Origin of the sequence: Bacteroides sp. DH3716P (assembly GCF_025914115.1) — a bacterium.
Classification (GTDB): Bacteria; Bacteroidota; Bacteroidia; order Bacteroidales; family Bacteroidaceae; genus Bacteroides; species Bacteroides ovatus.
The window spans coordinates 2,758,435-2,784,740 of record NZ_CP083673.1; the positions used below are offsets into that span (position 1 = coordinate 2,758,435).

A 26,306-nucleotide genomic window follows, 5' to 3' on the forward strand; every position below is an offset into this window, starting at 1 on the left:
GATTTGTTAAACCAATTGTTTTTCAGGCGGGTAATCTTCGCTTCCCAGTGAGTATTCCCATCCTTTTGTTTTCTTTTGAGTTATTCTGATAAGATGGATTCAACTAGTTGTAATCCAGGAAAACAGTATACGATATGGGGAAAAGTGTATATTTTACCCTTGTTTACTTGTTTCTTATATATTTTTAAGTGTATAATTACCAATTATTATATGAAACACGCTTGTTAGAATGATGAAAATCTTAACTTTGCGATTGATAATCTTAATGCAATATATACCATGAGAAAATTATTCCTCTTTTTAGTTGTCTTGTTTTTGTCGTTCCAGCAGCTCACTTTAGCTGCAATCAAAGAAATGACGAGTACACCCGATTCGGTTTATCTGTTTTCTTTTGCAACTTCCGGAGACGACGGACGCAGCGGACTCCGTTTTGCCTGGAGTACAGATAAAGAAAATTGGTTTGAAATTGGCCGGAACTACGGATATCTCCGGTGCGATTATAGCCGCTGGGGATCACAGAAGAAAATGCTCGATCCTTATTTGAAACAATCGTCCGATGGCGAATGGATTTGTACCTGGAAACTGAATGACCATGATGGATACGGCCAAGCTACTTCCAAGGATTTAATCAACTGGACCAGTCAGAAATATCCCCGTACTACGCCGGATTTTGACGGAGTGAGAGTGAAAGCTATTGTTGCCGGAGAAGAGCAGAAAGGAAATATCAACCGGGTAGTTTGGACCTTGGTGGATGGATTGGATAAAAATTATGGCTGGAATCAATATCGGAACTCATTACATGGAGAACGTCCGATACAGGATGGAGAACGTTTTGCCGGTTTGAAGCCTGTAAAAGCAACGGTCACTGTACAACCGGAAGGCGCAAAAGCCATTAGTGATGTATTGCTGGGCGCTTTTTTTGAAGACATCAATTATTCGGCAGACGGAGGACTCTATGCAGAACTTATCCAAAACCGCGACTTCGAGTACGACCCTTCGGACAGGGAAGGAGATAAGAACTGGAACAGCACTCATTCCTGGGCACTGAAAGGAGAGAAAACGACTTTCACTATTGATACTACCGACCCTATTCATATCAATAACCCACATTATGCCGTGCTGAATGTAGAACAACCGGGAGCTGCATTAGAAAATACAGGTTTTGATGGAATCGCACTGAACACCGGAGAGAAATATGATTTTTCCATCTTCGCCCGGGTTCCGCAGGCTAAATCAAATAAATTGCAGGTTCGTCTGGTAGATGGAAAAGGAAATGTGTGTGGAGAGACTTCTCTAACAGTGTCTTCCCGTCAATGGAAAACATATAAAGCGGTAATAACTGCTAAAGCTACTGCGGACACTCATCTCGAAATCATCCCTCAATCTGTTGGTGAATTGAATCTGGACATGATTTCCCTATTCCCGCAGAATACATTTAAAGGACGTAAGAACGGGCTTCGCAAAGATCTGGCTCAAGTGTTGGCTGATATTCATCCCCGTTTCATCCGTTTCCCCGGTGGCTGTGTGGCTCATGGTGATGGCTTGAAAAACATTTATCAATGGAAAAATACAGTAGGTCCGTTGGAAACAAGAAAAGCACAGCGTAACCTTTGGGGATACCATCAAAGCATGGGATTGGGTTATTTTGAATATTTCCAGTTTTGCGAAGATATTGGTGCGGAACCGCTTCCAGTGCTGGCGGCCGGTGTTCCTTGCCAGAACTCTGCCTGTCACGGCGACTTGAGAGGAGGACAACAAGGTGGTATCCCGATGAGCGAAATGGGAGCTTATATTCAGGATATTCTTGATCTGATAGAATGGGCAAACGGTGACGCTAAGAAGACCAAATGGGGAAAGGTACGTGCCGAAGCCGGGCATCCGAAACCTTTCAATCTGAAATACATCGGTATCGGAAATGAAGATCTTATCACTGATATCTTCGAAGAACGCTTCACAATGATCTTCAATGCCATCAAAGAAAAATATCCTGAAATGATTGTTGTCGGTACAGTGGGACCGTTCAATGAGGGTACAGACTACGTGGAAGGATGGAAGCTGGCGGACAAACTGGGTATTCCGATGGTCGACGAACATTATTACCAGACTCCGGGATGGTTCCTGAACAACCAGGATTTCTACGACAAATACGATCGTTCGAAAAAGACAAAAGTATACTTGGGCGAATATGCAACTCACATACCGGGACGAAAGGCGAATATCGAAACAGCACTGACAGAAGCTCTTTATCTTGCTGCCTTGGAACGTAATGGAGATGTTGTACACATGACTTCCTATGCCCCTCTTCTCGCTAAAGAAGGACATACTCAGTGGAATCCGGATTTGATTTACTTCAATAACCGGGAAGTGAAACCTACCACCGGCTACTATGTTCAGAAACTCTACGGACAGAATGCCGGAAACGAATATTTGCCGTCAAAGATCACTCTTGATAATAGAGACGATCAAGTGCGGAAACGCATTGCCGCTTCTATTGTCCGTGACTCGGCAAGTGGCGACGTGATTGTGAAGCTGGTCAATTTACTTCCCGTAGAGGTGAATACGAATGTCGACCTTTCCGGAATCGGTGCTATACAGTCTTCTGCAAAAAGAACCGTACTGACCGGCAAACCGACCGATACCCCGCTACCTGTTGAAGACACAATGGAAGTAGCAGAAAAGTTTGACTATCAATTACCTGCCTATTCTTTTACGGTGATCCGCATAAAGAAGGCAAATGAGAAATAACAGAAAAAAGTGAAGATAATAACGACATAAATAATATGAAGAAGATAATAAGTACCCTGCTGGCTAGTTGCTGTCTGACTTCTCTGATAGCACAGGAAGTGGTAGTGAAAGGGCCGGATGAAAAACTGCAATTGGTTGTATCTGCTTCTCCAGCCGAAAAGCCGAGTTATTCGATTACCTACAATGGAAAGACAATGTTGGAGAAATCTCCTTTGGGTATGAATACGAATATCGGTGACTTTGCAAAAGGGATGAAACTGACAGGACACGCTGTTACTCCGATCGATACTGTCTACCATCAGGATCGTATTAAAACCTCCAAAGTGCATTATCAGGCAAACGAACTGATTTGTAATTTTGAGAATTCGAAAGGGCAGAAAATAGATGTAGTCTTTCGTGTCAGCAATCACGATGTAGCTTTTCGCTATACTCTTCCGCGTCAGGATGGAAAAGGAAGTGTAACGGTAACTGCCGAAGAAACCGGCTTTCGCTTTCCGCAACAAACAACTACTTTCTTATGTCCGCAAAGCGATGCCATGATAGGTTGGAAGCGTACCAAACCCAGTTATGAGGAAGAGTATAAGGCAGATGCTCCCATGAGTGACCGTTCGCAGTACGGGCATGGCTACACGTTCCCTTGTCTGTTCCGTATCGGTGACGATGGTTGGGTATTAGTCAGCGAAACAGGTGTAGACAGTCGTTATTGCGGTTCTCGTTTGAGCGATGTAAGCGAAGGTAATCTGTATACGGTTGCTTTCCCGATGGCAGCAGAAAATAACGGTAACGGAACTTCTGCTCCGGCGTTTGCCCTTCCCAGTGCTACTCCCTGGCGTACCATAACTGTTGGCGAAACCTTGAAACCGATTGTGGAAACAACCGTTATCTGGGATGTCGTACGTCCTCTTTATGAAACGAAGCATGACTACCGTTTCGGACGCGGCACATGGAGCTGGATTCTCTGGCAGGATGGTAGTATTAACTATGACGATCAGGTGCGCTATATTGATTTTGCAGCTGCAATGGGGTATGAGTATGCCTTGATCGATAACTGGTGGGATACGAACATCGGCCGTGACCGCATGAAATCTTTGATAGAATACGCACGAAGCAAAGGAGTTGAACTCTTCTTATGGTATAGCTCTTCCGGCTATTGGAATGATATTGAGCAGGGGCCGGTGAATCACATGGACAATGCTATTATCCGCAAACGTGAAATGAAATGGTTGCAAAGTCTTGGAGTGAAAGGAATCAAAGTTGATTTCTTTGGTGGCGACAAGCAGGAAACGATGCGCCTGTATGAAGATATTTTGAGTGATGCTGACGACCACGGTCTGATGGTAATCTTCCACGGTTGCACCATCCCTCGCGGATGGGAACGTATGTACCCGAACTATGTAGGCAGCGAGGCTGTACTGGCCTCCGAAAATATGGTTTTCGGCCAGCACTTCTGTGATGAAGAGGCTTTCAATGCCTGTCTGCATCCGTTTATCCGCAACGCGGTGGGTTGCATGGAATTCGGTGGTTGTTTCCTGAACAAACGGCTGAATCGCAACAATGACGGAGGAACTACCCGCCGTACTACTGATATATTTCAATTAGCCACTACCGTATTATTCCAGAATCCGGTACAGAATTTTGCGCTTGCTCCCAACAACCTGAAAGATGTTTCCCCTGTTTGTGTGGACTATATGAAAACGGTTCCTACCACGTGGGATGAAACACGTTTCATTGACGGATATCCGGGAAAATATGTAGTCTTGGCACGTCGCCACGGTGACACCTGGTATCTGGCTGCTGTGAATGCCGGGAAAGAAATCGTAAAGTTGAAACTGGATTTAGATATGTTTGCCGGAAAAACCGTTTCTCTGTATAAGGATGATAAAAAAGGAGAACCTCAACTTGTGACGTTGAAAGTAAAAGAAAGCGGAAAAGTGCAACTGGAAATCCTTCCACAGGGAGGTGTTGTATTGGTGAACAACTAGATGATATTTCTTTTGGATGTGAGTTCGGGATAAATACCCTTATCCCGAACTCACATTTTTATTTGTTATTTACTTGTGGCTTGGTGGCAACAGTATTTATTGTGCAATAAATAACTGCTGTGTATGAGGAAAATAAACGATTTTTTTGTTGGTCTTTTAGCGTAAAGATGTTATCTTCGTTTATTGTTCAACCTTAAAACGGAAAACCATGCATACAAAACTAGTAAGTCTTTTCATAGCGTTGTTTCTGTGTTTGCCATTGTTTGCACAGAAAGAGTCAGTCCCCAGAATAGATAGTGAGGGAGTTTATTTAATTCCCGATGAGATGCCGAAGTTTCCGGGAGGCATGCAAGCCATGATGAAATACTTGGCAACTAACGTAAAATACCCTGTCGAAGCCCAGAAGAAAGGAGTTTCCGGTCGGGTGATTATCCAGTTCGTAGTGATGGAAGATGGAACACCGGGACAGGGAAAGGTAGTGAGAGGAGTTGATCCGCTGTTGGATGAAGAGGCTTTGCGCGTGGTGAAAACAATGCCTAAATGGTCACCCGGAATGGCGGATGGCAAGGCTGTCAAAGTGCGTTTCACTATTCCTGTAATGTTTAGCCTGTCGAAAAAGCAAAATGGCAATACTCCGAATATGAATATTCCTGAACTTACTGTCCCTAGCGGTCAGGAAGTCACTAATAAGAGTCTGGAGGGAGTATGGCAAAGCTGTCTTGTGCAGCCCGGTGCACATGATTTTCGGATTGCATTATTACCGGTCTTAAAAGTAATTTCTGCCGATAAAACATTTATAAACATCATGACACGTGGCAGGGATGCGAAATCGAATGCCATTATATTTTCCCAGGGAGAGTATCGTTTGCCTTCAGACAGCGTGTATGTCGAGATATTGGGAAAATCGTCCGATCCTGTTTTCGTTCCGGGAACAGAGAATGAAATTAGTGTTGAACGTCTCCACGACAATCTGATTAAGTTATCGTTCTCAATGCCCGATAAAGAAAAACGATGGGTGGAGTATTGGTTCCGTGTTCCGTCGCCTGATGTGAAGATAATGGCTGATTGATAATTTCTCTCTGTATAGATTTGCCATTGTTGAAGGAAGAGTACATTCGTTTTAGAAGACTTATTTGAAACGATAGTTCCCGGAAAGTTTCGTTTTGAATCGTTGCGGGATCTTATGGAAATTCAAGAAAATACCCTTCACCTTTCACAATGCCCTATTCATCGGCATTAGCGGGTGAAGGGCAGGCTTTCACTTTCCTTTCACCTTTCTACCCTGGTTTTCACAGATTGTCTAGTCTGCTAAATCTTTTATCTATAGTTGGCAGAAGAAGTGTTAGCAGATAGCTTCCAGACTATTATAGGAAAACTTCTTTTCTATAAGGGATAAACTTCCTTTGTATAGGAACCAAACTTTCTTTGCATCATAAGAAAACTATAAATGCAAGCTTTGATTATATAAATGAAACTTGCATTTATATAATCAAAGCTTTTGTTTTTATAAACGCAACTTGCAATTATAGATTGCATTTAATGAAAAACAAGTTTACATACTGGTAATAAGAAGTTTACCAGTAATCAAAAGAAAGTTTGTTATTAATGAAAAAGAAGTTAGTTAGTAATGAGTGGGAAACAGGTTAGATATGTTTTTAGAAGTAACAGGTGGAGAAGAATTATACAGGGTTAAGAAAACGGAGGGTGAAAGGCGGATGAAAGAGCAGCCTTCACCCGCTAATGCCGATGAATAGGGCATTGTGAAGGGTGAAGGCTGTACTTGTAAAATTGAAAAACAGGTGTTAGAGGGAAATTTACCGATTGGTTACTGTTTATTTCCCCAGTGTGAGATGGTGGGAATAAAGTTGAAACTTTATAATTTTAAGTCTACTCTCTTTCCCCTATAAGAAACAGATTGATCGAATGTCATAGCATCACCGTCACCACAACCTTTTCCCGGTTCTACAATGATAATGTTGAATTTACGATTTTTCAGCATTCCTTTGTAGTTACCTTGCCGGTCGTTAATCGTCAGGGTACGGTCTTTATCATTCCATTTCATGGCAATGGTAGTGTATGCTCCCTTTTCGTAATTGTAGTTGTCGAACTCATCTTCGTAAAGAGTCAATTCAGCGTCGGCGCCCGGATAAATGCGAAGTGTCAGATTATCCCATTTCTTTTCGGTGGAATATTGTACAGCCGGTCCCCAGGGTAGGATAGAACCAGCACGGACATAGACAGGCATGATGTCGATAGGCACTTCACGCTGGATGGTTTGTCCGCCTTTCAGGCTTTTCCCGGTCCAGAAATCAATCCATTGGGCACCTGCGGGTAGATAAACATCTGTCTTTCCTATCTTATTCATATTCTTCTGATAGCCGTTCTGTTTGTCGTCCTGCCATGTATAAAGCGAATCAGTTACGGGGCGGACAAGGAAATTACGGCCAAACATATACTCTGTATCCATCTCGAGTACTTTCTTATCTTTAGGAAAATCCATCATGAGTGGTCGGATGATGCTGCCCGCTTTGTTGGTAACTTCCCATGAAGTGCTGTAGAGATAGGGCAAAAGGCGATAGCGCAGGTGAGTATATTTTTCGAGTGCGTCATACGCCCAGTCTCCTTTCTTGCCGAACTGGTATATTTCCACAGCTACCGGACTGGAATTGTGTGAACGCATGATCGGCTGGAATGCTCCCCACTGATACCAGCGCACGTGCAATTCATGATAAGCGATATTGTGTACATTATTGTTGTATTTCCGTGCGAAGAATCCGCCTAGGTCGGTATTCCAGTATGGTATGCCGCATAGTGAGTAATTTAGTCCTGCCGCCAGTTGTTTCTTCATCACTTCCCAGGTGGAGACTACATCGCCGCTCCATGAATGTGACGCATAACGTTGCTGTCCTAGGAAAGACGAACGTGTGAGCAGGAATACCCGCTTGTCGGAAGTGGTGGCACGTTGATGTCCGTATACACCCTTGTTGGACATCAAAGGAAAAGCGTTGTGCACTCTGCGGAATGAACCCAGATAAGTGGGGGTATCGAAATCTTTGTCCTTGATTTCCAGATGATCCGGCTCGGTAGAGTCGAGCCACCAGCCATCCATTCCGAGATCGAAGATATTCTTTTTCATTTCTGCCCAATACATATCGCGTGCTGTCGGATTGAACGGGTCGTAAGGTTTTACTCCGGCTTTGGGAGGCCATGTCTCGAAGTGAAGCAATGCTTTCAGGCTATCCATTTTCTGGTACATCTCTGTCCACGGACCGAACGAGGCCCATACTGAAATCATGATATGTGCATTCTGTTTATGTACATAGTCGATCATTTCTTTCGGACTTTTGATGCGTGGCGTTCCATAATTAGCATTTCTGTCTTCTCCGTTCGGGAGGAATTTCATGTATTCCGGATCACCCATTTTGTTGATATAGCGTGGGTTTTGGAATTTCATCGAGTTCCAGTTTTCATTGCATCCCCAGTATTGCCAGTCCTGGATGATACCGTCCAGTGGTACTTTCAGTTCACGGTACTTGTCTACTACTTCGCAGAGTTCGTCCGGACTTTTATAGCGTTCGCGGCATTGCCAGAATCCCAGTGTCCAGAGCGGATAGAGCGGGGCCTGACCGGTCAGCTCGCGCACTCCGGCTATTACACCGTCCGCATTGCCGCCGTAAATGAAATAATAATCAGCGCAATCGCCTACTTCCGAGTCGAACGACATCTCTTGCGGATTGTCGAGGAAAGTAGTAGGAGAATAATTATCCCAATAAAGGGCATATCCCTTGACGGAATGAATGAATGGAATGCAGATACTCATATTTTGATTGCGGAGAAACAGTTTCTAATTGCGTTGGTTCACTTTACCCGTCTGCTGCTGTCCCAAACCGTAGATTACTTCGTCTTTATCCAGCAAAAAAGCCTGGCGGACATTGAAAGACGGAACACCTGCATCATTGAAAGGAGTGAATTGTGTTCCGTAATCCTTGTCCGTCAACAGACGTTGACCGGACGAATCGAAAAAATGGATACCACCGGTCTCCGGGTTCACTTCCACTTGGATAAGACGGCTGCTTAATGTCACATTTTTCCCCTTTTCACCGAAAGAAACAGGAGTCGACTCGGGCGTTTTGACAATGACCAGACTTTCTTTATTGCAAGATTTCTGACTGGGCGTCTTATAAACCCTGACAATGGTGGGTGAATAAAACTCTACGTTGACATCCATCCCCTGTGTGGCACACTTGATGCCTTGTGAGGTACGCTGTACATTTTGTGCTGTACCATTGCCTGCTGCAACCATTGTTGCACATACAAGCAAGAAACCGGCTTTTCTAATAAGATTCATTTTCATGGTTTTAAGTGCTTTATGATGCAGCAAAAGTAGGGCAGAGGCAAGTAAAACAGACAACAATCAGGTTGAAACAAATAGTAATCACGTTGATTTTTTCACTTTTTCGGCATATTCTGACGGGCGGCATCCATACATTTCCTGAAAACATTTGCTTAAATAACTGGAACTGCTAAAACCTGTGTGTTCCGCAATTTCCGTAATGCTTAGCTTGCCCTCTGTTATCAGTTGTGCTGCCCGTTGCAGACGAATGTTGCGGATAAAGAGGCTGGGAGACTGATCGAGCATAGTCACCAGTTTGCGGTATAATCCCGTTCGCTCCATACAGAGGTCGCGGCTTAGTTGCTCCACCGAATAGCCATTGACGTGCAGATTCTGTTCCACCAGTTTGATGGCTTGTGCCAGAAATGCAGATTCTTCCGTATCCTGTTGCTGATGGTCGGGAGACGTTTCTTCTATGCCACAGGTTAGAGAATTATTTTGTTCGATCAGGTTGCGGATACGGAGTAATAGAATCTCTTCTTTATGCTTGCGTTCCATTTCCTTTCTGCTCCAATAGATATACAACCGGATACCGGTGAAAGCAATCAGTAATAAAATGACTGCATACAGGATATAAGCCGTGGTTGTTTTCCACCACGGTGCATGGATGGTTAATTTTATTGCTGTCACTTTGCCGTTCCACTGAAGAGGATTGTCCGAAGCCATGACTTTGAATGTATAATCTCCCGGTGGTAAATTTGTAAACAGCTTGAAGAAGACCTTTCCCCACGGTCGCATTTCCCTGTCTTCCTGCAAATGTACTCATCCATTGCGGGTCGATACCTTCCAGTTGATAACGGTAGTATGTGCGTTCATGATTGATATAATTCAATGCCGAAAATTCGAAAGTCAGGAAGTTTTGGTTATAGTCCAGTTCGATTTCGGTTGTATAAGGAGCAGCTTTGGACAGGATGATGCGGTTGCCATATTCTTTTCCTGTATTCACTTTCTCTCCATACAAGCGTAAGGCTGTGAAAACCGGCGGATCAGGAAGCATCGGATGAATGGAGTCCTTGTCGGGATGGAATATGCTAAAGCCATCAATACCACCCAAATAGAGAGTGCCGTCGGAAGAACTGAATACGGCATCTTTTATGTATTCGCCGTCCAAAGCACCGTCCAACTGATTGAACCGGGTGAAACTGATGTTCTTATTCTCCGGATTTATGTGGATGCGTGTGACACCGTTACTGGTCGTTACCCAGATGTCTCGATATTTGTCCTCAATGATACCCTGGATAAAGTTATTGCTCAATCCGTTTTCACGATAGAAGATACGTGGGGCAGAGTCGTTTTCGCTGGTAAAAAGTTCCAGTCCGTCAGGAGTTCCTGCCCATGTCCAGCCGCGTGTGTCGGTATATAATGTATTGTATACTTTATTTCTGAAATGATGGTTCTTGTTGGGGGGCAACCGATTCAGGATTTCAGGAGAATTTGTAGGGATAGCTGCCGGCTTCAATACATGGGATTTCTGCTCATTGACTGTCAGTCGATAAATTCGGGAATGAGCTTTCAGATAGATATTTCCATCTTTATCTTCGGCGAAAGATTCAATATTGATTTCTTCTTCCGGGGAGACGGGAAATGCATTGCGACCTATATGAGTCAGTTTATGCATGGACGGGTGATGATATAATAAACCCCGATTGAAAGTTCCGAGCCATAACCCTCCTTGTCGGTCTTGAAAGACAGTGCTGATTTCGGTAGAGACAATCTGTCCGTTTCCGGTTTCCAATAGGGGGATGTATTTTTGTGTTCCTGTGTGGAGGTCAATCATCCAAAACCCGTGAACGCAACTGATATAGGCTTTCTCACCATTAGGGGTAATGATAAGGGTGTTGAGAGTATAGTTCTGTTCGAAGAGTTTTTTCCATGTGCGCTTGTGGCTATTGAAATAGAATAAACCGCCTTTACGCCCGTTGCGTAGTTGATAGAAGCCGTCTGCACTTTTGACGACGAGAGAAGTATTTTGATATTCAGCCTGTTCGGATGCAGGATAAGCGGCTATATTGTATACAGTTTTTTGGTCGGCTATGTGGTAACAGGACACTTCGCCTGTGTCATAGAATAAATATAGGGAGGTACTGTCGGCATTCAGGTTCTGCAATTTTCCGGAATACTTGCCGGGCAAGGTTATACGGGTCTTGTTGTTTAATTCCAGTAATTCGTTAGCTATGAGTAGCCAGATGTGTCCTGAATCGTCTACAAAAAGGTCTTCTACGGGGGCTTGTATCTCTCTGTTCTTAAAGTAAGCATCTAAATCAGGAATGTATTCCTCTCTGTACAGGTCAATGCACATCAGTTTGTGAGTATCTTTAATCCATAACAGAGAATCCCCACTCTGGTAAATGCGGTAATGCCCGTTATATTGGTTTAATGGATATACGTATTCCGTGGTGCGGTGAAGATAGCTGAAATGTACACCGTCGTATAGATTTACATTACCGCTGGTGGTGAATACCATTCTTCCGTCGGGCAACTGGAGGATATAACGTATTTGGTTATCACTCAATCCTTGCGACGCATTGATGGTGGTGAACAGGAATTCACCGGCATATATGAACGGTGTCATCCTGAAACAGAAAAATAAGCAGAGCAGAATCCGTATGTTTCTCAAACTATTGGTAGTCATGGCTATGTTTCAAGATTACAAAGATAAAAAAAGTCGGCTTATGAAGCACGACTTTTCTATCTGTTAAAGGCAGTTATTTATCATTCAGCTGATAAAAAGTGGCATTTTGACTTAATTTTGGGCTTTTATGAATGATATTCAGACGAATGTTTGTATATAAAGCTTTACTTTTGCGATGAATCTGACATTATAAACATATCATTACCATGAAAGCAAGATTTGCATTATTTTTATTGTTTGCTATTTTATCATTAAAACTCTCTGTGGTCTTTGCGCAGGAAAACATATTCACCGTCCGGCAGCCGGATTATCAGAAAAGCCCTTATACGGGAATGACTCGTCAGCACTGGATACAGGCAGGCGAGTATTTATTAAAAGGTGCATTTAACTATATACATACATTAGACGATCAAATGTATTTTCCGAAACAGCTGGATAAAACATATCCGAGAAATACGGGAGAAATTCCGGTAGCAAAGCTGGAAGGTCTGGCACGGACTCTATTTGTAGCTGCTCCTCTTTTGAAAGATAATCCAGAACTGGAGATGAACGGGATAAAAGTGGCAGACTATTATCGTTATCAACTGATAAATATCTCTAACCCTGAAAGTAGGAGCTATATTCCGCATCGTACGGGAGGTCCCAGTCAGACATTGTTGGAACTGGGCTCTTTGGCAATCTCGATGAAAGCTGCACAGGAAGTGTTATGGAATCCTCTCACTAAGAAACAGAAAGATTCACTGGCTGCTACCATGTTGAGTTATGGAGAGGGACCGACTATTGGTTCCAACTGGATGTTTTTCAATGTCTTTATCTTGAGTTTTCTGAAAGATCAGGGATATGCCGTGAATGAAAGCTATCTGGAGTCGAACCTGCAAAAACTTCTCGCACGCTATCGGGGCGAAGGCTGGTACAATGACGCTCCGGCTTATGACTATTATAGTGCGTGGGCTTATCAGACTTACGGACCTATTTGGGCGGAAATGTTCGGGAAGAAACAATACCCTCAATATGCAAGGCAGTTTATGGAAAATCAGCATGACATGGTTGATAATTATCCATTTCTGTTCAGCCGTGATGGCAGGATGAATATGTGGGGACGGAGTATCTGTTATCGTTTTGCCGTTACTGCTCCTTTGTCTTTGTATGAATATGACAAAAGTGGTAATGTGAATTATGGATGGATGAGAAGGATAGCTTCTTCTACGTTGTTGCAATTTTTAGAACGTCCGGAATTTCTGGAAGATGGTGTTCCGACAATGGGTTTCTACGGACCTTTTGCTCCTGCTGTTCAGATTTATAGTTGCCGGGGTAGTGTTTATTGGTGCGGAAAAGCTTTTCTTAGTTTGTTGTTGCCGGAAAACTCTAACTATTGGTCGGCTACAGAGAATAACGGTCCTTGGGAGAAAGAACTGAAAAAAGGGGAAGTGTATAATAAGTTCCAGCAGGGAACTAATCTATTGATAACCAATTACCCGAATTGTGGCGGATCTGAAATGCGTTCATGGTGTCATGAGACTGTGGCAAAAGATTGGCAGAAATTCCGCAGTACCGAAAATTATAATAAACTGGCTTACCATACAGAGTTCCCCTGGATGGCAGATGGGAAGAATGGGGAGATTTCCATGAATTATGGAACAAGGAATAAAAAAGGGGAATGGGAAGTGTTGCGGTTGTATACGTTCAAAAGTTTCGAAAATGGAATTTATCGTCGTGACGCTGTGCTCGAAACGGATAGCACTGTGAAGTATCAGTTGGCGGATATTCCTCTGCCGGATGGAATTCTGCGGGTAGATAAGGTGACTGTTTCAGAACCGGCGGAGATTTGTTTGGGACATTATTCCCTGCCTCGTCTGGATTCCGATATAAAGGAAACATGTTGCAAGGTGGGTAAACAGAATATTCCGGTACTCTCTAACGGAAAATATGAATTGGCAATGATACCATTGACAGGTTGGGAGAAAACATATACGGTATATCCGGAGGGAGTGCATCCTGTAAGTGAGAAATGTGCATTAAATATGGTTTCCGATCAGTTATCCGGTGAAAAAATATATGTGACACTTCAATTATGGAAGAAGAATGAGAAAAGAGGTTTTACTTCAAAAGAGCTGACACCGGTGAAATCTGTCCATGTGTCAGAGGATAAGAAACAGGTGACGGTTTGTTTATCAAACGGTGAAATAAAAACTATTTCGTTTGAGTAATGAATCCCATTCAAGTAACTGATATTTAATTAAGAAACATATTGCTATCATGAAAGAGAAGATTGTTTGGATTTTTGTCGTTTTATATCTGTGTAGCTTTCATTTGAATGCCCAAAATGCAGAAAATAATCCTACTGGCGGCGGGTATCAAGTTGCAGCTGAAGGAGCTTGGTGTTGGTTTGCCGATCCGAGAGCCTTGCATTATGAAAACAAGGAGGGAACTATAAATAAGACATATATCGGTTACATCGATATTCATGGTAATATAAAGGCGATGCAGTATGACTTTCAAAAGAAGGAACAGGAAGAAGTATTGATCCGTTCGTATTTTCAGCCGGACGATCATAACAATCCCACTTTTCTTGTATTGCCCGATGAAAGAATCATGATTTTCTATTCAAGACATACGGATGAACCTTGTTTTTATTACAGAGTCTCCCGAATACCGGGGGATATTACTACTTTAGGTGAAGAAAAGAGGATTGAAACAAAAAATAATACGACTTATCCTTCTCCGTTTATTCTGTCGGATGATCCTGAACATATTTATTTATGCTGGCGTGGAATCGGTTGGCATCCGACTATTGCCAAGCTTTCATTACCGGACGGCAAAGATGAGGTGGATGTAGTATGGGGACCGTATCAAATCGTACAATCTACCGGCGCCCGTCCGTATGCGAAATACATGTCTAACGGGAAAGATAAGATTTATTTGACTTACACCACGGGACATCCGGATAATGAACTTCCCAACTTCCTTTATTTTAATTATATCGATATCAAAACATTGCAGTTGACTGATGTCAGGGGAACCGTACTTTCTACTATTGCCGACGGCACATTTAAGGTGAACAAGACAGGTGATTATGCGAAACAATACCCGTCTACGGTAGTGGATAATCCTTCTGAACGTGACTGGGTATGGCAAATAGCTTCGGACAGGAACGGAAATCCGGTGATAGCAATGGTACATATCAGCGATAATAAAGAATCTCATGATTATTACTATGCAAAATGGAACGGACACGAGTGGAAAAAGACTTTTCTTATTAATGCCGGTGGACATTTTCATCAGACGCCGAATTTAGAAAAGTGTTATAGTGCCGGTATGGCTATCGATCCGTCGAATGTTAATGAGGTATATTGCTCATTACCGGTAGAGGGAAAATATGGTAAGGTGTATGAGATTGTAAGATTTATCATGAGTGAAGATGGAGAGGTTATTTCTAAGGAGGCAGTCACAAAAGACTCGCAACTGAATAATGTCCGTCCTTATATGATACCGGCTTCAGAGGGTACCCCATTGCGGCTGACTTGGATGTATGGCAACTATTATGATTGGATTGTCAGTTTACAACATCCACAAGGCTATTCTACAGGAATAGCCTGCGACTTCAAAGGATTCCCCGATAGAAAAAAGAAGAAGATGATAGCGGCATCCGGCAAAGAAATACGATTTGATCCTGAAAAACCTTTTGTGCTGGAACAGACGATTACTCTTGGCGCAGATAATTATCAAGGTTGCTTGTTGCAACTCGGTGATCTGGAATATTATCTAAACGGAGAAACGATGAAACCTGAAATCAGATATAAAGGGAAGGTATATACCAGCACAAATGTATTGGGAACATCGGATTGTTGGAAAACACAGGCTCGTGGAACCGGTGGCAAGTGGTATACTCCGCAGAAATATGGGGAGGTTCGTTTGAGGATGGAATATAAGAAAGGTGTTTTATGTGTATATATAAATGACTTGCTCGATCAGAGAATTGACTTTGATTGAAAGCGAGCGAACTCTTTTATGGAGTGGGCTAATAAGTGGAATCCTCGTTTATATCGTATTATATAATAAATGAGGACTAAGTTCGAAGTACAAATTCTCCATAATATCATACATTTAATAGAGAATGATTGTTTTTAGCCCTTTTTTGACATATAAGTAGACCTTTATATTTTATGTATCATCTATCTTTGTAGACAAGAAATCTTATTTAATATCATGAATATGAATAGACATTGTGGAATAATTAAGTTTATATTATTAGGGGTGGTTTGTATATCATTACTGCCTGTATCAGTGCATGCACAGAAGTATACGGAGTTTATCCCCGGTGAAGTTTGGAAAGATACGGATGGAAATCCGATCAATGCCCATGGTGGCGGCCTTCTTTATCACGATGGTACTTACTATTGGTATGGCGAATACAAGAAAGGGAAAACCATTTTGCCTGACTGGGCTACGTGGGAGTGTTATCGTACGGATGTGACCGGAGTAGGTTGTTACTCTTCTAAAGACTTGCTGAATTGGAAATTTGAGGGTATTGTACTTCCGGCAGTTAAAGACGATCCGAATCATGACCTGCATCCCTCCAAAGTATTGGAACGTCCGAAAGTGGTTTATAATAAGAAAACGGGCAAATTTGTAATGTGGGCCCATGTGGAAAGTGCTGATTACAGTAAGGCTTGTGCCGGAGTGGCAGTTTCCGATTCTCCTGTCGGTCCGTTCGTTTATCAGGGAAGTTTTCGTCCGAACAATGCGATGAGCCGCGATCAGACTGTTTTTGTGGATGATGATGGACGTGCTTATCAGTTTTATTCTTCAGAAAATAATGAAACGATGTATATCAGTCTTCTGACTGATGATTATCTGAAACCGAGCGGACGTTTTACACGCAATTTCGTAAAAGAATCGAGAGAGGCTCCGGCAGTATTTAAATATAATGGTAAATATTATATGTTGAGTTCCGGTTGTACTGGCTGGGATCCTAATATAGCCGAGATCGCAGTAGCCGATTCTATTATGGGAACATGGAAGACAATCGGAAATCCTTGTACGGGACCGGATGCGGATAAAACGTTTTATGCCCAGAGTACTTATGTCCAGCCTGTTGTCGGAAAGAAGAATGCATATATTGCCATGTTCGACCGTTGGAAGAAGAAGGATTTGGAAGATTCCCGTTATGTATGGCTGCCTGTGTTGGTAAAAGATGGGAAAATAACTATCCCTTGGCATGAAAAATGGAACCTTTCTATCTTTGACAAATAAAAAATAAATATGAAACGGATACTGCTACTACTTTGCGGAATAATGCTCGTTCCCGTTATTGCCTGTTCCCAGCATTTGGTTGAAGTGGGAAAGGGGTATAGCTGTACTTCGGTCAATACGACGGTCTTTCGGAATAATTCGCTGGTTACACACGGTGATGAACAATATATCAGTTATTACGATAACGATGGCTATCTGGTACTTGGAAAGCGGAAACTGGATTCGGAACAATGGACATTACATCGCACCCAATATCAGGGAAATGTGAAGGATGCTCATAATATAATTAGTATGATGATAGATGGAGAAGGATACATGCACGTATCTTTTGACCATCACGGACATCCATTGAATTACTGCCGGAGCATTGCTCCCGGTTCTTTGGAACTGGGGGATAAAATGCCCATGACCGGAGTTGACGAAGGAAATGTCACCTATCCGGAGTTCTATCCTTTATCCGGAGGAGATTTATTGTTTGTTTACCGCTCCGGTTCTTCGGGTCGTGGAAATCTGGTAATGAACCGTTATTCGCTGAAAGAACACAAATGGACTCGTGTGCAGGATATACTGATCGACGGAGAAAATAAACGGAATGCCTATTGGCAGTTATATGTTGATGAGAAAGGGACGATTCATCTTTCATGGGTATGGCGCGAGACCTGGCATGTGGAAACAAACCATGATATTTGTTATGCCCGTTCTTTTGATAATGGGGTAACTTGGTATAAGACGAGTGGAGAACGATATGAACTCCCGATCAAATTGTCCAATGCGGAGTATGCCTGTCGTTTACCTCAAAACTGTGAGTTGATTAATCAGACGAGCATGAGTGCTGATGCAGGAGGAAATCCGTATATAGCTACTTATTGGCGGGAATCCGACAGTGATGTTCCTCAATACCGCATCGTCTGGAATGACGGGAAGATGTGGCATCAACGGCAGATAACCGATCGCCAGACACCTTTTACCTTGAAGGGTGGAGGTACGAAAATGATCCCTATTGCCCGTCCGCGTATTGTGGTAGAAGGTGGAGAAGTCTTTTATATTTTCCGTGACGAAGAACGGGGAAGCCGTGTGTCGATGGCACATGCGACTGATGTGGGTACGAGTAAGTGGACGATAACGGATCTGACGGATTTTTCGGTGGATGCCTGGGAACCCTCTCATGATACGGAACTTTGGAAAAAGCAGCGGAAACTGCATCTCTTTGTACAACACACCCGTCAGGGAGACGGTGAACGCACAGCGGAAATTGAGCCTCAAATGATATATGTATTGGAAACGAATATGGATACAAATAAATAAAGATATGAAGAAACTATATGTAACTCTTTTTTCTGCACTCTTTCTAGGCGGTGCAATCTGTGCAAGTTGTACGGATAAGAAGGATGCTTCTGCTGAAGAAGTGATAAACACTATTCATAAAGTGAATAATTATTGGCAGACGAATCATCCGGAACACGGACGTTCTTTTTGGGATAATGCCGCCTATCACACCGGAAATATGGAAGCTTATTTTTTGACTAAGCAGCCGGAGTATTTGGAATACTCGAAAGCCTGGGCGGAACATAATGAATGGAAAGGGGCAAAATCAGATCATAAGGAAAACTGGAAGTACAGTTACGGTGAAAGTGATGATTATGTGCTTTTCGGTGACTATCAGATTTGTTTTCAGACGTATGCCGATCTCTATAATATGGAACCGGATACACAGAAAATAGCCCGTGCCCGCGAAGTGATGGAATATCAGATGAGTACCCCCAATCATGATTATTGGTGGTGGGCAGATGGCTTATATATGGTCATGCCGGTCATGACAAAGATGTATAACATTACTAAGAATCCGCTCTATTTGGAGAAACTGCATGAATACCTCGCCTATGCTGATAGTATTATGTATGATGAAGAGGCCGGACTTTATTACCGGGATGGAAAATACGTGTATCCTAAACACAAAAGTGTGAACGGCAAAAAGGATTTTTGGGCACGTGGAGACGGCTGGGTATTGGCCGGATTGGCAAAAGTCTTGAAAGAACTTCCTGAAACAGATAAGTATCGTCCGGAATATATAGATCGTTTCCGTACCCTGGCTAAGTCGGTTGCTGCTTGTCAACAGCCGGAAGGTTACTGGACACGCAGTATGCTCGATCCATTGCATGCACCGGGACCGGAAACCAGTGGAACGGCTTTCTTTACCTATGGTTTACAATGGGGAATCAATAACGGTTTCCTAGATGCTGCAGAATATCAGCCGGTGGTTGAAAAAGCATGGAAATATCTCTCAACAGTTGCTTTGCAGCCTGATGGCAAGATTGGTTATGTGCAACCGATTGGTGAGAAAGCGATACCCGGTCAGGTGGTAGACGCAAACTCCACTTCGAATTTTGGAGTAGGTGCGTTTCTATTGGCAGCCTGCGAACGGGTTCGTTATTTGAATAAATAAATACAGGCACGGATTACACGGGTTTCGCAGCTCTTAGAGGCATGCCTTAATATAAGTCAACAGCGTAATCCGTGTAAGCCGTGCCTAAAATTTAATTCAGCATCAAGCTCATATATGGCTTTAACGGCTGAAGTATTCTATTGGTTAATTCGCTAATATTCATCTGTATATGCGTACCGGGCAGTCGCTCGGTACTATACATGCACTTCCCTTTACACAGGTAATAATAACCGTTATTGACAGATAATTGTTTATCCGATAATTCCAACTGCATTTCATCTTCGGGAAAAGCTGCGGCATAGATTTGCAGCACTTCTTTGGCATTGATGATACGTGCCATGCCTAGCGGATGTTGAGGCTGTTTCTCTTCGGGAGGCAAGATTTGAACCATGCACTTATATCCGGTGTGTTGCCGGATAGCATACAACAGGCTATATTCCACATCTTTATTTTCAGCGCAAAGCTCATTGATAATGATATGTTTGTCTCCTTTATATATAATGGTTATTCCTTTGATTTCGTTTTCCTGTCTGGCTACAAATAAATAACCTCCACTAATGGCAAGATCGGTCATAATAACCTGAAAGTCTTCCGATGTGTGCTGAATACAGCAAGCCCGTTCGGAAAGCTTCTTATTCAAATAGGAATAGACCTCCTCCTGAAATTCTGAAACAACACTGACCGCTATCTCTTTAGAAGGGATAAACTCGGGCAAAACGATCTCTTTAGTTGAATACTTGAATACCGAAGCATATCCCATACGGGCATAATAATCAAACAACCAGGGTTCTGCCGGTATTAATGTGCTGAAGTGTACTCCATTCCGTAACATCCGGGCGAAAGACTGTGATAAAAGCTCGCGCATGACCCCTTTGCTTCGGAAATCGGGATGCGTACAGGCTCCTGAAATATAGGAGGTCTGTACAGTCTCTCCACCAAAAGTCATCGGATAAGGAAGCATCTGAAGCGCAGAGATTACCTCATCGCCACTTTGGATGGCGACATTCACCTCTGTTTTATAGCGCAGTCTGAAGTACATTTCAACGAATTCTTCACTATCGTCAAAACAGATTTTCCACAATGCTTTTACTTGCTCCTTTATCATCATATTTATAATGGATTTACCATTTTACCATATTCATGGGATGCTCTTTGAGGCAAGCCATATATTTTTCCAGAATCGTTGCCGGCTGGTAAGACAGTTTGGCTTTGCGTAAACCCTCAATACCTAAATCCTCTTCCCGGTTGATATAGATATATTGTTCGGGAATCCGGTTGGCAAATTCATAATTAATCATGGCATACGCACCTTCAATACTGGTATCCGCTTTTTCTACATGTACGCCGAATGTTTCATGATTGATAGGCATACCGAATGTGAATGCGACAATTTTACCGTTCACATGCAAGATACCTCCCGTCAGTCCGAGTGCCTCGAAGTTGTGGAGAGCATAAATCAGGGCGCGACGTTCGTTGCCTGTCCCCTCCTGTTGGTCACAGTTATTCACTTTACACCACTCTGCTTCCAGATCCAGACATTCCTGAATACGGTCCGGGGTAATCGGTGTGTATTCGTAATCCGGATAAGTGTTGCGGAACCGGTTGATATGATTTCTTTTCGCTTGGAATTTCTTCCCTTTCAGCGTAGATAGATCACTTCTCAAATAAATATAATCCGCATAGTCGCGGTCTTCTGTGAAAGTGAACTGTTCCGGAAGGATAGCTTCGAGATCAGCGCGCATATTGCTGCACACTCCCAGCATACAGAAATGCTGGTTCTCTTTGCGGGCATCTTCTATCAGTTCCCACAATACTGCTTTCAAATCTCCTGTGCCTACGGGCATCATATAAGCAAGTTGTTCTCCCGCCCAGAACTTGAATACCAAAAAGTTGTCGACCACTGCGAATTGAGTGTCATATAAGAACCTCCAACTGCAAAGATTGGAGAATGAAAGATCGCAATTGCGGCGATCACTTTTCATCGTGAATGAGGTGATTGTGTCTTTGTCTGCTAATGTGATATCTTTAAATGGAATCATAAAATTGCTTTTTGCGTTTAACTCTTTATATAACGGAAAATCAAGAGATTTTGTTTTTACAAGACACCTAATAATCGAAGGATTGTAGGTGTGAGCAGTGCGGTGAAGATTCCATTCAGTGTCAGTCCCAGACTGGCGTATGCTCCATATTTGCTGCTGATATCCATTGCGGTGGAAGTTCCGACAGCATGAGCGGCTGTCCCCATCGAAAGCCCTTGGGCGATCGGACTGCCTACACGCATGATTTTCATGGTCTTAAAACCACAGATCGCTCCTAATAAACCTACTGCCACAACAACTGCCGCCGTCAGTGACGGAATACCGCCAATGGCTTTGGTTACTTCCATCGCAATCGGAGTCGTAACCGATTTGGGAGCCAGAGACAGGATTACTTCTTGGGAAGCTCCCATGAACTTCGCAATCAGCACTACTGAAATAACTCCGACAATGCAGCCTGCCAGTTGAGACAGAAGGATAGGCAGTAACTGCTTTTTTATCATTTCCAATTGAAGATATAAAGGTACGCCTAAAGCAACAACAGCCGGGCGGAGCCAGAACTCGATCAAATGTCCTCCTTTATTATAGGTCTCGTATGAGATATTTGTCATTTTAAGGAAGATGATTAATAGGGCGATGGTCAGCAATATAGGATTTAATAATACCAGTCCTGTTTTCTTCTGAAGCAATTTGGCAAAGAAGAAAATCCCGAAGGTGATAGCCAACAGGAAGAAATTATTCTCTAAGAAGCTCATTTGTCTTTATTCGTTAAGTTGATTTTATCTTTAAGGTGCAGTTTCTCCGACAGATGGAAATCCGTCAGGTGAAGTTTGCGCGCCAGCTTAATCTGACGTGCCAGCCTGAACTTGCGGACGATTTGATGTACCCATCCCGTAACGACAAGTACAAGCGCGGTGCTGATAATGGTCGCTGTCACTATCGGCCAGAACTCTGCCGCAATGACATCAAAGTATAGCATAAGAGCCACACCGGGCGGAACGAAAAAGAATCCTAAGTTGGCAACCAGAAAGTCGGACAATCCCTGTACCCAGTGTAACTTAATCCAACCTAATTTTAAAAAGAGGGTGAGCAGCAGCATACCGATGATGCTGGAGGGGAGCTTGATACCCGTAAGATAAACTATTAATTCACCCAAAGCCAAACAGCCAAATAAAATGGCGCACTGACGTATCATAACTAATAACCTATTGATTTTGTTTGAAAACGCTGCAAAGGTATGAAAAATAGGAGTACAGTGTTAAATATTACAATATTTTAGACTTGGAAGAGAAAAATAGGCGAAATTGTAATGTGGATATTGCAAAATTGAGTACTTTTGCACCGCAAATTACAAATTGTAAGGACGTTTTATAATAATATTCAATATATCTATGCTCAATTTAATCAACCAAATCGTGGCGCGTGCGAAAGCAAATCGCCAACGTATTGTTCTTCCGGAAGGAACTGAAGAACGCACATTGAAAGCTGCCAATATGATTTTGACAGACGAAGTAGCCGATCTAATTTTACTGGGTAAACCGGCAGAAATTAATGAACTTGCTGCAAAATGGGGATTGGGAAACATCGGTAAAGCTACTATCATTGATCCTGAAACTTCTCCGAAACACGAAGAATATGCGCAGTTGTTGTGTGAACTTCGTAAAAAGAAGGGGATGACTATCGAAGAAGCCCGCAAGTTAACGAATGATCCTTTATTCTTTGGTTGTTTAATGATTAAGAGCGGTGATGCTGACGGTCAGTTGGCTGGTGCCCGTAACACTACTGGTAATGTATTGCGTCCTGCTTTGCAGATTATCAAGACTGCGCCGGGAATCACTTGCGTGTCTGGTGCTATGTTGCTTTTGACTCATGCTCCTGAATACGGAAAGAATGGCATTTTGGTCATGGGTGACGTTGCTGTAACTCCGGTTCCGGACGCTAATCAGCTGGCACAGATTGCTATTTGTACTGCGCAGACTGCGAAAGCCGTTGCCGGTATTGAAAATCCGAAAGTAGCTCTGTTGAGCTTTTCAACCAAGGGTTCCGCTAAACACGAAGTAGTGGATAAAGTGGTAGAAGCTACTAAGATTGCAAAAGAGATGGCTCCTACTCTTGATTTGGATGGTGAAATGCAGGCTGACGCTGCTCTTGTACCGGAAGTGGGTGCTAGCAAAGCGCCGGGTTCTCCAGTAGCCGGAGAAGCAAATGTGCTGATCGTTCCAAGTTTGGAAGTTGGTAATATTTCTTATAAATTAGTTCAACGTCTGGGACATGCTGACGCTGTTGGTCCGATTCTTCAGGGTATTGCCTGTCCGGTAAACGACTTGTCTCGTGGTTGTTCTATCGAAGATGTATATCGCATGATTGCTATCACAGCTAATCAGGCCATTGCAGCAAAAGCGAATAAATAAGTATTAGATATAAACTATTAAGTATAAATCGACAACGACATGAAGATTCTGGTATTGAACTGCGGAAGTTCATCTATTAAATATAAATTGTTCGATATGACCACCAAAGAGGTGATTGCACAAGGTGGTATCGAAAAAATCGGTCTGAAAGGATCATTCTTGAAACTTACTTTGCCGAATGGTGAAAAGAAAATATTGGAGAAAGATATTCCTGAACATACAGTAGGAGTAGAGTTTATCCTGAACACGCTGATTAATCCTGAATACGGCGCTATTAAATCTTTGGATGAGATCAATGCAGTAGGTCACCGTATGGTACACGGAGGCGAGCGTTTCAGCGAATCTGTATTGCTGAACAAGGAAGTGCTGGAAGCTTTCGCTGCTTGCAATGACTTGGCTCCGCTTCACAATCCTGCTAACTTGAAAGGGGTAAATGCAGTTTCTGCTATTCTTCCTAACATTCCGCAGGTAGGTGTATTCGATACGGCTTTCCATCAGACAATGCCGGATTATGCTTACATGTATGCTATTCCTCACGAACTGTATGAAAAGTATGGTGTACGTCGTTATGGCTTCCACGGAACTTCTCATCGTTATGTGTCAAAACGTGTATGTGAATTCTTGGGTGTAAATCCGGTAGGACAGAAAATTATCACTTGCCACATTGGTAACGGTGGTTCTATCGCTGCTATCAAAGATGGTAAATGTATGGATACTACTATGGGCTTGACTCCATTGGAAGGCTTGATGATGGGTACTCGTAGCGGTGATATTGATGCCGGTGCAGTAACATTTATCATGGAAAAAGAAGGCTTGAACACAACCGGTGTTTCCAATCTGTTGAACAAGAAGAGCGGTGTACTGGGCATTTCGGGTGTATCAAGCGATATGCGTGAACTCTTGGCTGCTTGTGCGGCTGGCAATGAGAAAGCTATCCTTGCAGAGAAGATGTACTATTACCGTATTAAGAAATATATCGGTGCTTATGCTGCTGCATTGGGCGGTGTGGATATTATCCTGTTTACTGGTGGTGTAGGTGAGAACCAGATGGAATGTCGTCGTGAAGTTTGTAAGGATATGGAATTCATGGGTATCGAACTTGATAACGAAGTAAATGCTAAGGTTCGCGGTGAAGAAGCAATCATTTCTACTCCTGCTTCTAAAGTGAAAGTAGTAGTGATCCCAACAGATGAAGAACTGTTGATCGCATCGGATACAATGGATATCCTGAATAAGTAATAATTTTATTGCTGATATACAAAAAAAAGATGGACTCGATTTCGAGTCCATCTTTTTTTTGTCTTACTTTGCATATCAAATAGTTATATCCCGTTTTTGATATGCGTTACTCCGTCATAATTCCCGTTTATAATCGTCCCGATGAAGTGGATGAATTATTGCAAAGTCTTACTGTACAACACTTTAAGGGTTTTGAGGTTGTTGTTGTTGAAGATGGTTCTTCCATTCCCTGTAAAGGAGTAGTAGACCGGTATGCAGATCGGTTGAATATAAAATATTTCTCTAAACCCAATTCCGGTCCGGGACAAACCCGTAATTACGGAGCAGAACGTAGCGAAGGCGAATACCTTATTATATTGGATTCTGATGTCATCCTTCCCGAAGGCTACTTCGATGCGGTAGAGAAGGAGCTCACCACTTCTCCTGCCGATGCTTTTGGTGGCCCCGACCGTGCACACGATTCTTTCACTGATATTCAGAAGGCAATTAACTATTCCATGACCTCTTTCTTCACGACCGGAGGTATCCGTGGCGGAAAAAAGAAGATGGACAAATTCTATCCCCGTAGTTTTAATATGGGAGTTCGCCGGGGAGTGTACGAGGCTTTGGGAGGTTTTTCAAAGATGCGTTTTGGGGAGGATATTGATTTCAGTATCCGTATCTTTAAGAATGGGTACACTTGTCGTCTTTTTCCTGATGCCTGGGTATATCATAAACGTCGGACTGACTTGAAAAAATTCTTCAAGCAGGTGCATAACTCCGGCATTGCCCGTATTAATCTTTATAAGAAATATCCGGATTCTCTGAAACTGGTGCATTTGCTTCCAGCCGTATTTACATTGGGAGTGGCGCTTCTATTATTAGGAACCCCCTTCTGCCTCTTCAGTTTCACGCCTATCATTCTCTATGCATTACTCGTATGCATTGATTCTACTATTCAGAATAAAAGTCTGTCTATTGGCGTTTATTCCATTGCCGCCGCATTTATACAGCTTATCGGCTATGGTACAGGCTTTTGGCGCGCATGGTGGCAGCGTTGTATCAGAGGGAAGGATGAGTTTGAGGCTTTCCAAAAGAATTTTTATAAGTAATCCATTTTTTATTTGCCTATTACCATTCCTATTTTTGTTTAAAAGGAATGTTGTCTGACACCCGGGTGTCAGACAAGTTAT

The 26,306-nt window shown here is 42.8% G+C and carries 15 protein-coding genes and 2 pseudogenes; 11 read left to right on the forward strand and 6 right to left on the reverse strand.

Annotation, left to right across the window (positions count from 1 at the left end; genetic code table 11):
* The first annotated feature begins 279 nt into the window (after positions 1-279).
* From KQP79_RS10255 to KQP79_RS10265, 3 genes are all read left to right on the forward strand, one after another.
* Positions 280-2,745 carry an alpha-L-arabinofuranosidase C-terminal domain-containing protein gene (locus KQP79_RS10255; RefSeq protein WP_061447978.1) on the forward strand — a complete coding sequence of 822 codons (2,466 nt, stop codon included), beginning with the start codon at positions 280-282 and terminating at the stop codon, positions 2,743-2,745.
* 35 nt (positions 2,746-2,780) lie between these two features.
* Positions 2,781-4,727, forward strand: a complete 1,947-nt coding sequence (locus KQP79_RS10260; RefSeq protein WP_234120586.1) for a glycoside hydrolase family 97 protein — start codon at positions 2,781-2,783, stop codon at positions 4,725-4,727.
* 208 nt (positions 4,728-4,935) lie between these two features.
* Positions 4,936-5,796, forward strand: coding sequence for a TonB family protein (locus KQP79_RS10265; protein ID WP_004299723.1), 861 nt, complete (start codon positions 4,936-4,938; stop codon positions 5,794-5,796).
* A gap of 804 nt (positions 5,797-6,600) precedes the next feature.
* Here KQP79_RS10265 and KQP79_RS10270 read toward each other — a convergent pair.
* A pseudogene (locus KQP79_RS10270) lies at positions 6,601-9,081 on the reverse strand (glycoside hydrolase family 31 protein).
* A gap of 81 nt (positions 9,082-9,162) precedes the next feature.
* Positions 9,163-11,752, reverse strand: a pseudogene (locus KQP79_RS10275) (helix-turn-helix domain-containing protein).
* 206 nt (positions 11,753-11,958) lie between these two features.
* Here KQP79_RS10275 and KQP79_RS10280 point away from each other — a divergent pair.
* The 5 genes from KQP79_RS10280 (at position 11,959) to KQP79_RS10300 (ending at position 19,448) form a co-directional block, all read left to right on the forward strand.
* Positions 11,959-13,959 carry a DUF2264 domain-containing protein gene (locus tag KQP79_RS10280; protein ID WP_061447981.1) on the forward strand — a complete coding sequence of 667 codons (2,001 nt, stop codon included), beginning with the start codon at positions 11,959-11,961 and terminating at the stop codon, positions 13,957-13,959.
* A 49-nt stretch (positions 13,960-14,008) separates the two neighbouring features.
* The gene (locus KQP79_RS10285) at positions 14,009-15,742 is read left to right on the forward strand and encodes a BNR repeat-containing protein (protein WP_004309676.1); all 1,734 of its coding nucleotides are present in this window, start codon (positions 14,009-14,011) and stop codon (positions 15,740-15,742) included.
* 222 nt (positions 15,743-15,964) lie between these two features.
* Positions 15,965-17,005, forward strand: a complete 1,041-nt coding sequence (locus tag KQP79_RS10290; RefSeq protein ID WP_022198972.1) for a glycoside hydrolase family 43 protein — start codon at positions 15,965-15,967, stop codon at positions 17,003-17,005.
* A gap of 9 nt (positions 17,006-17,014) precedes the next feature.
* A complete protein-coding gene (locus KQP79_RS10295) occupies positions 17,015-18,310 on the forward strand; it encodes a BNR repeat-containing protein (protein WP_004322201.1) in 1,296 nt (431 codons plus the stop codon).
* Positions 18,311-18,314: 4 nt separating this feature from the next.
* Complete coding sequence (locus tag KQP79_RS10300) at positions 18,315-19,448, forward strand: glycoside hydrolase family 88 protein (RefSeq protein WP_004309679.1); 1,134 nt, start codon at positions 18,315-18,317, stop codon at positions 19,446-19,448.
* Positions 19,449-19,539: 91 nt separating this feature from the next.
* On the opposite strand, the gene KQP79_RS10305 is transcribed toward KQP79_RS10300, so the two are convergent.
* Genes KQP79_RS10305 through KQP79_RS10320 form a run of 4 tightly spaced genes read right to left on the reverse strand, consistent with a single transcriptional unit; the run spans position 19,540 to position 22,679 of the window.
* Entirely contained in the window at positions 19,540-20,556 is a 1,017-nt protein-coding gene (locus tag KQP79_RS10305) for a GNAT family N-acetyltransferase (protein WP_004305059.1), read from the reverse strand.
* 13 nt (positions 20,557-20,569) lie between these two features.
* A complete protein-coding gene (locus KQP79_RS10310) occupies positions 20,570-21,487 on the reverse strand; it encodes a DUF2156 domain-containing protein (protein WP_004305058.1) in 918 nt (305 codons plus the stop codon).
* A 56-nt stretch (positions 21,488-21,543) separates the two neighbouring features.
* The gene (locus KQP79_RS10315) at positions 21,544-22,239 is read right to left on the reverse strand and encodes an LrgB family protein (RefSeq protein WP_004305057.1); all 696 of its coding nucleotides are present in this window, start codon (positions 22,237-22,239) and stop codon (positions 21,544-21,546) included.
* On the reverse strand, positions 22,236-22,679 hold the full coding sequence (locus tag KQP79_RS10320) for a CidA/LrgA family protein (protein ID WP_004305056.1): 444 nt from the start codon (positions 22,677-22,679) through the stop codon (positions 22,236-22,238). Before KQP79_RS10320 ends, KQP79_RS10315 begins: the two co-directional genes overlap by 4 nt.
* A gap of 196 nt (positions 22,680-22,875) precedes the next feature.
* Between KQP79_RS10320 and pta the strand changes: the two genes are divergently transcribed.
* From pta to KQP79_RS10335, 3 genes are all read left to right on the forward strand, one after another.
* A complete protein-coding gene (pta, locus tag KQP79_RS10325) occupies positions 22,876-23,895 on the forward strand; it encodes a phosphate acetyltransferase (RefSeq protein WP_004305055.1) in 1,020 nt (339 codons plus the stop codon).
* A gap of 39 nt (positions 23,896-23,934) precedes the next feature.
* Complete coding sequence (locus KQP79_RS10330) at positions 23,935-25,134, forward strand: acetate kinase (protein ID WP_004305054.1); 1,200 nt, start codon at positions 23,935-23,937, stop codon at positions 25,132-25,134.
* A gap of 101 nt (positions 25,135-25,235) precedes the next feature.
* Complete coding sequence (locus KQP79_RS10335) at positions 25,236-26,225, forward strand: glycosyltransferase (protein ID WP_004310643.1); 990 nt, start codon at positions 25,236-25,238, stop codon at positions 26,223-26,225.
* Positions 26,226-26,306 lie beyond the last annotated feature (81 nt).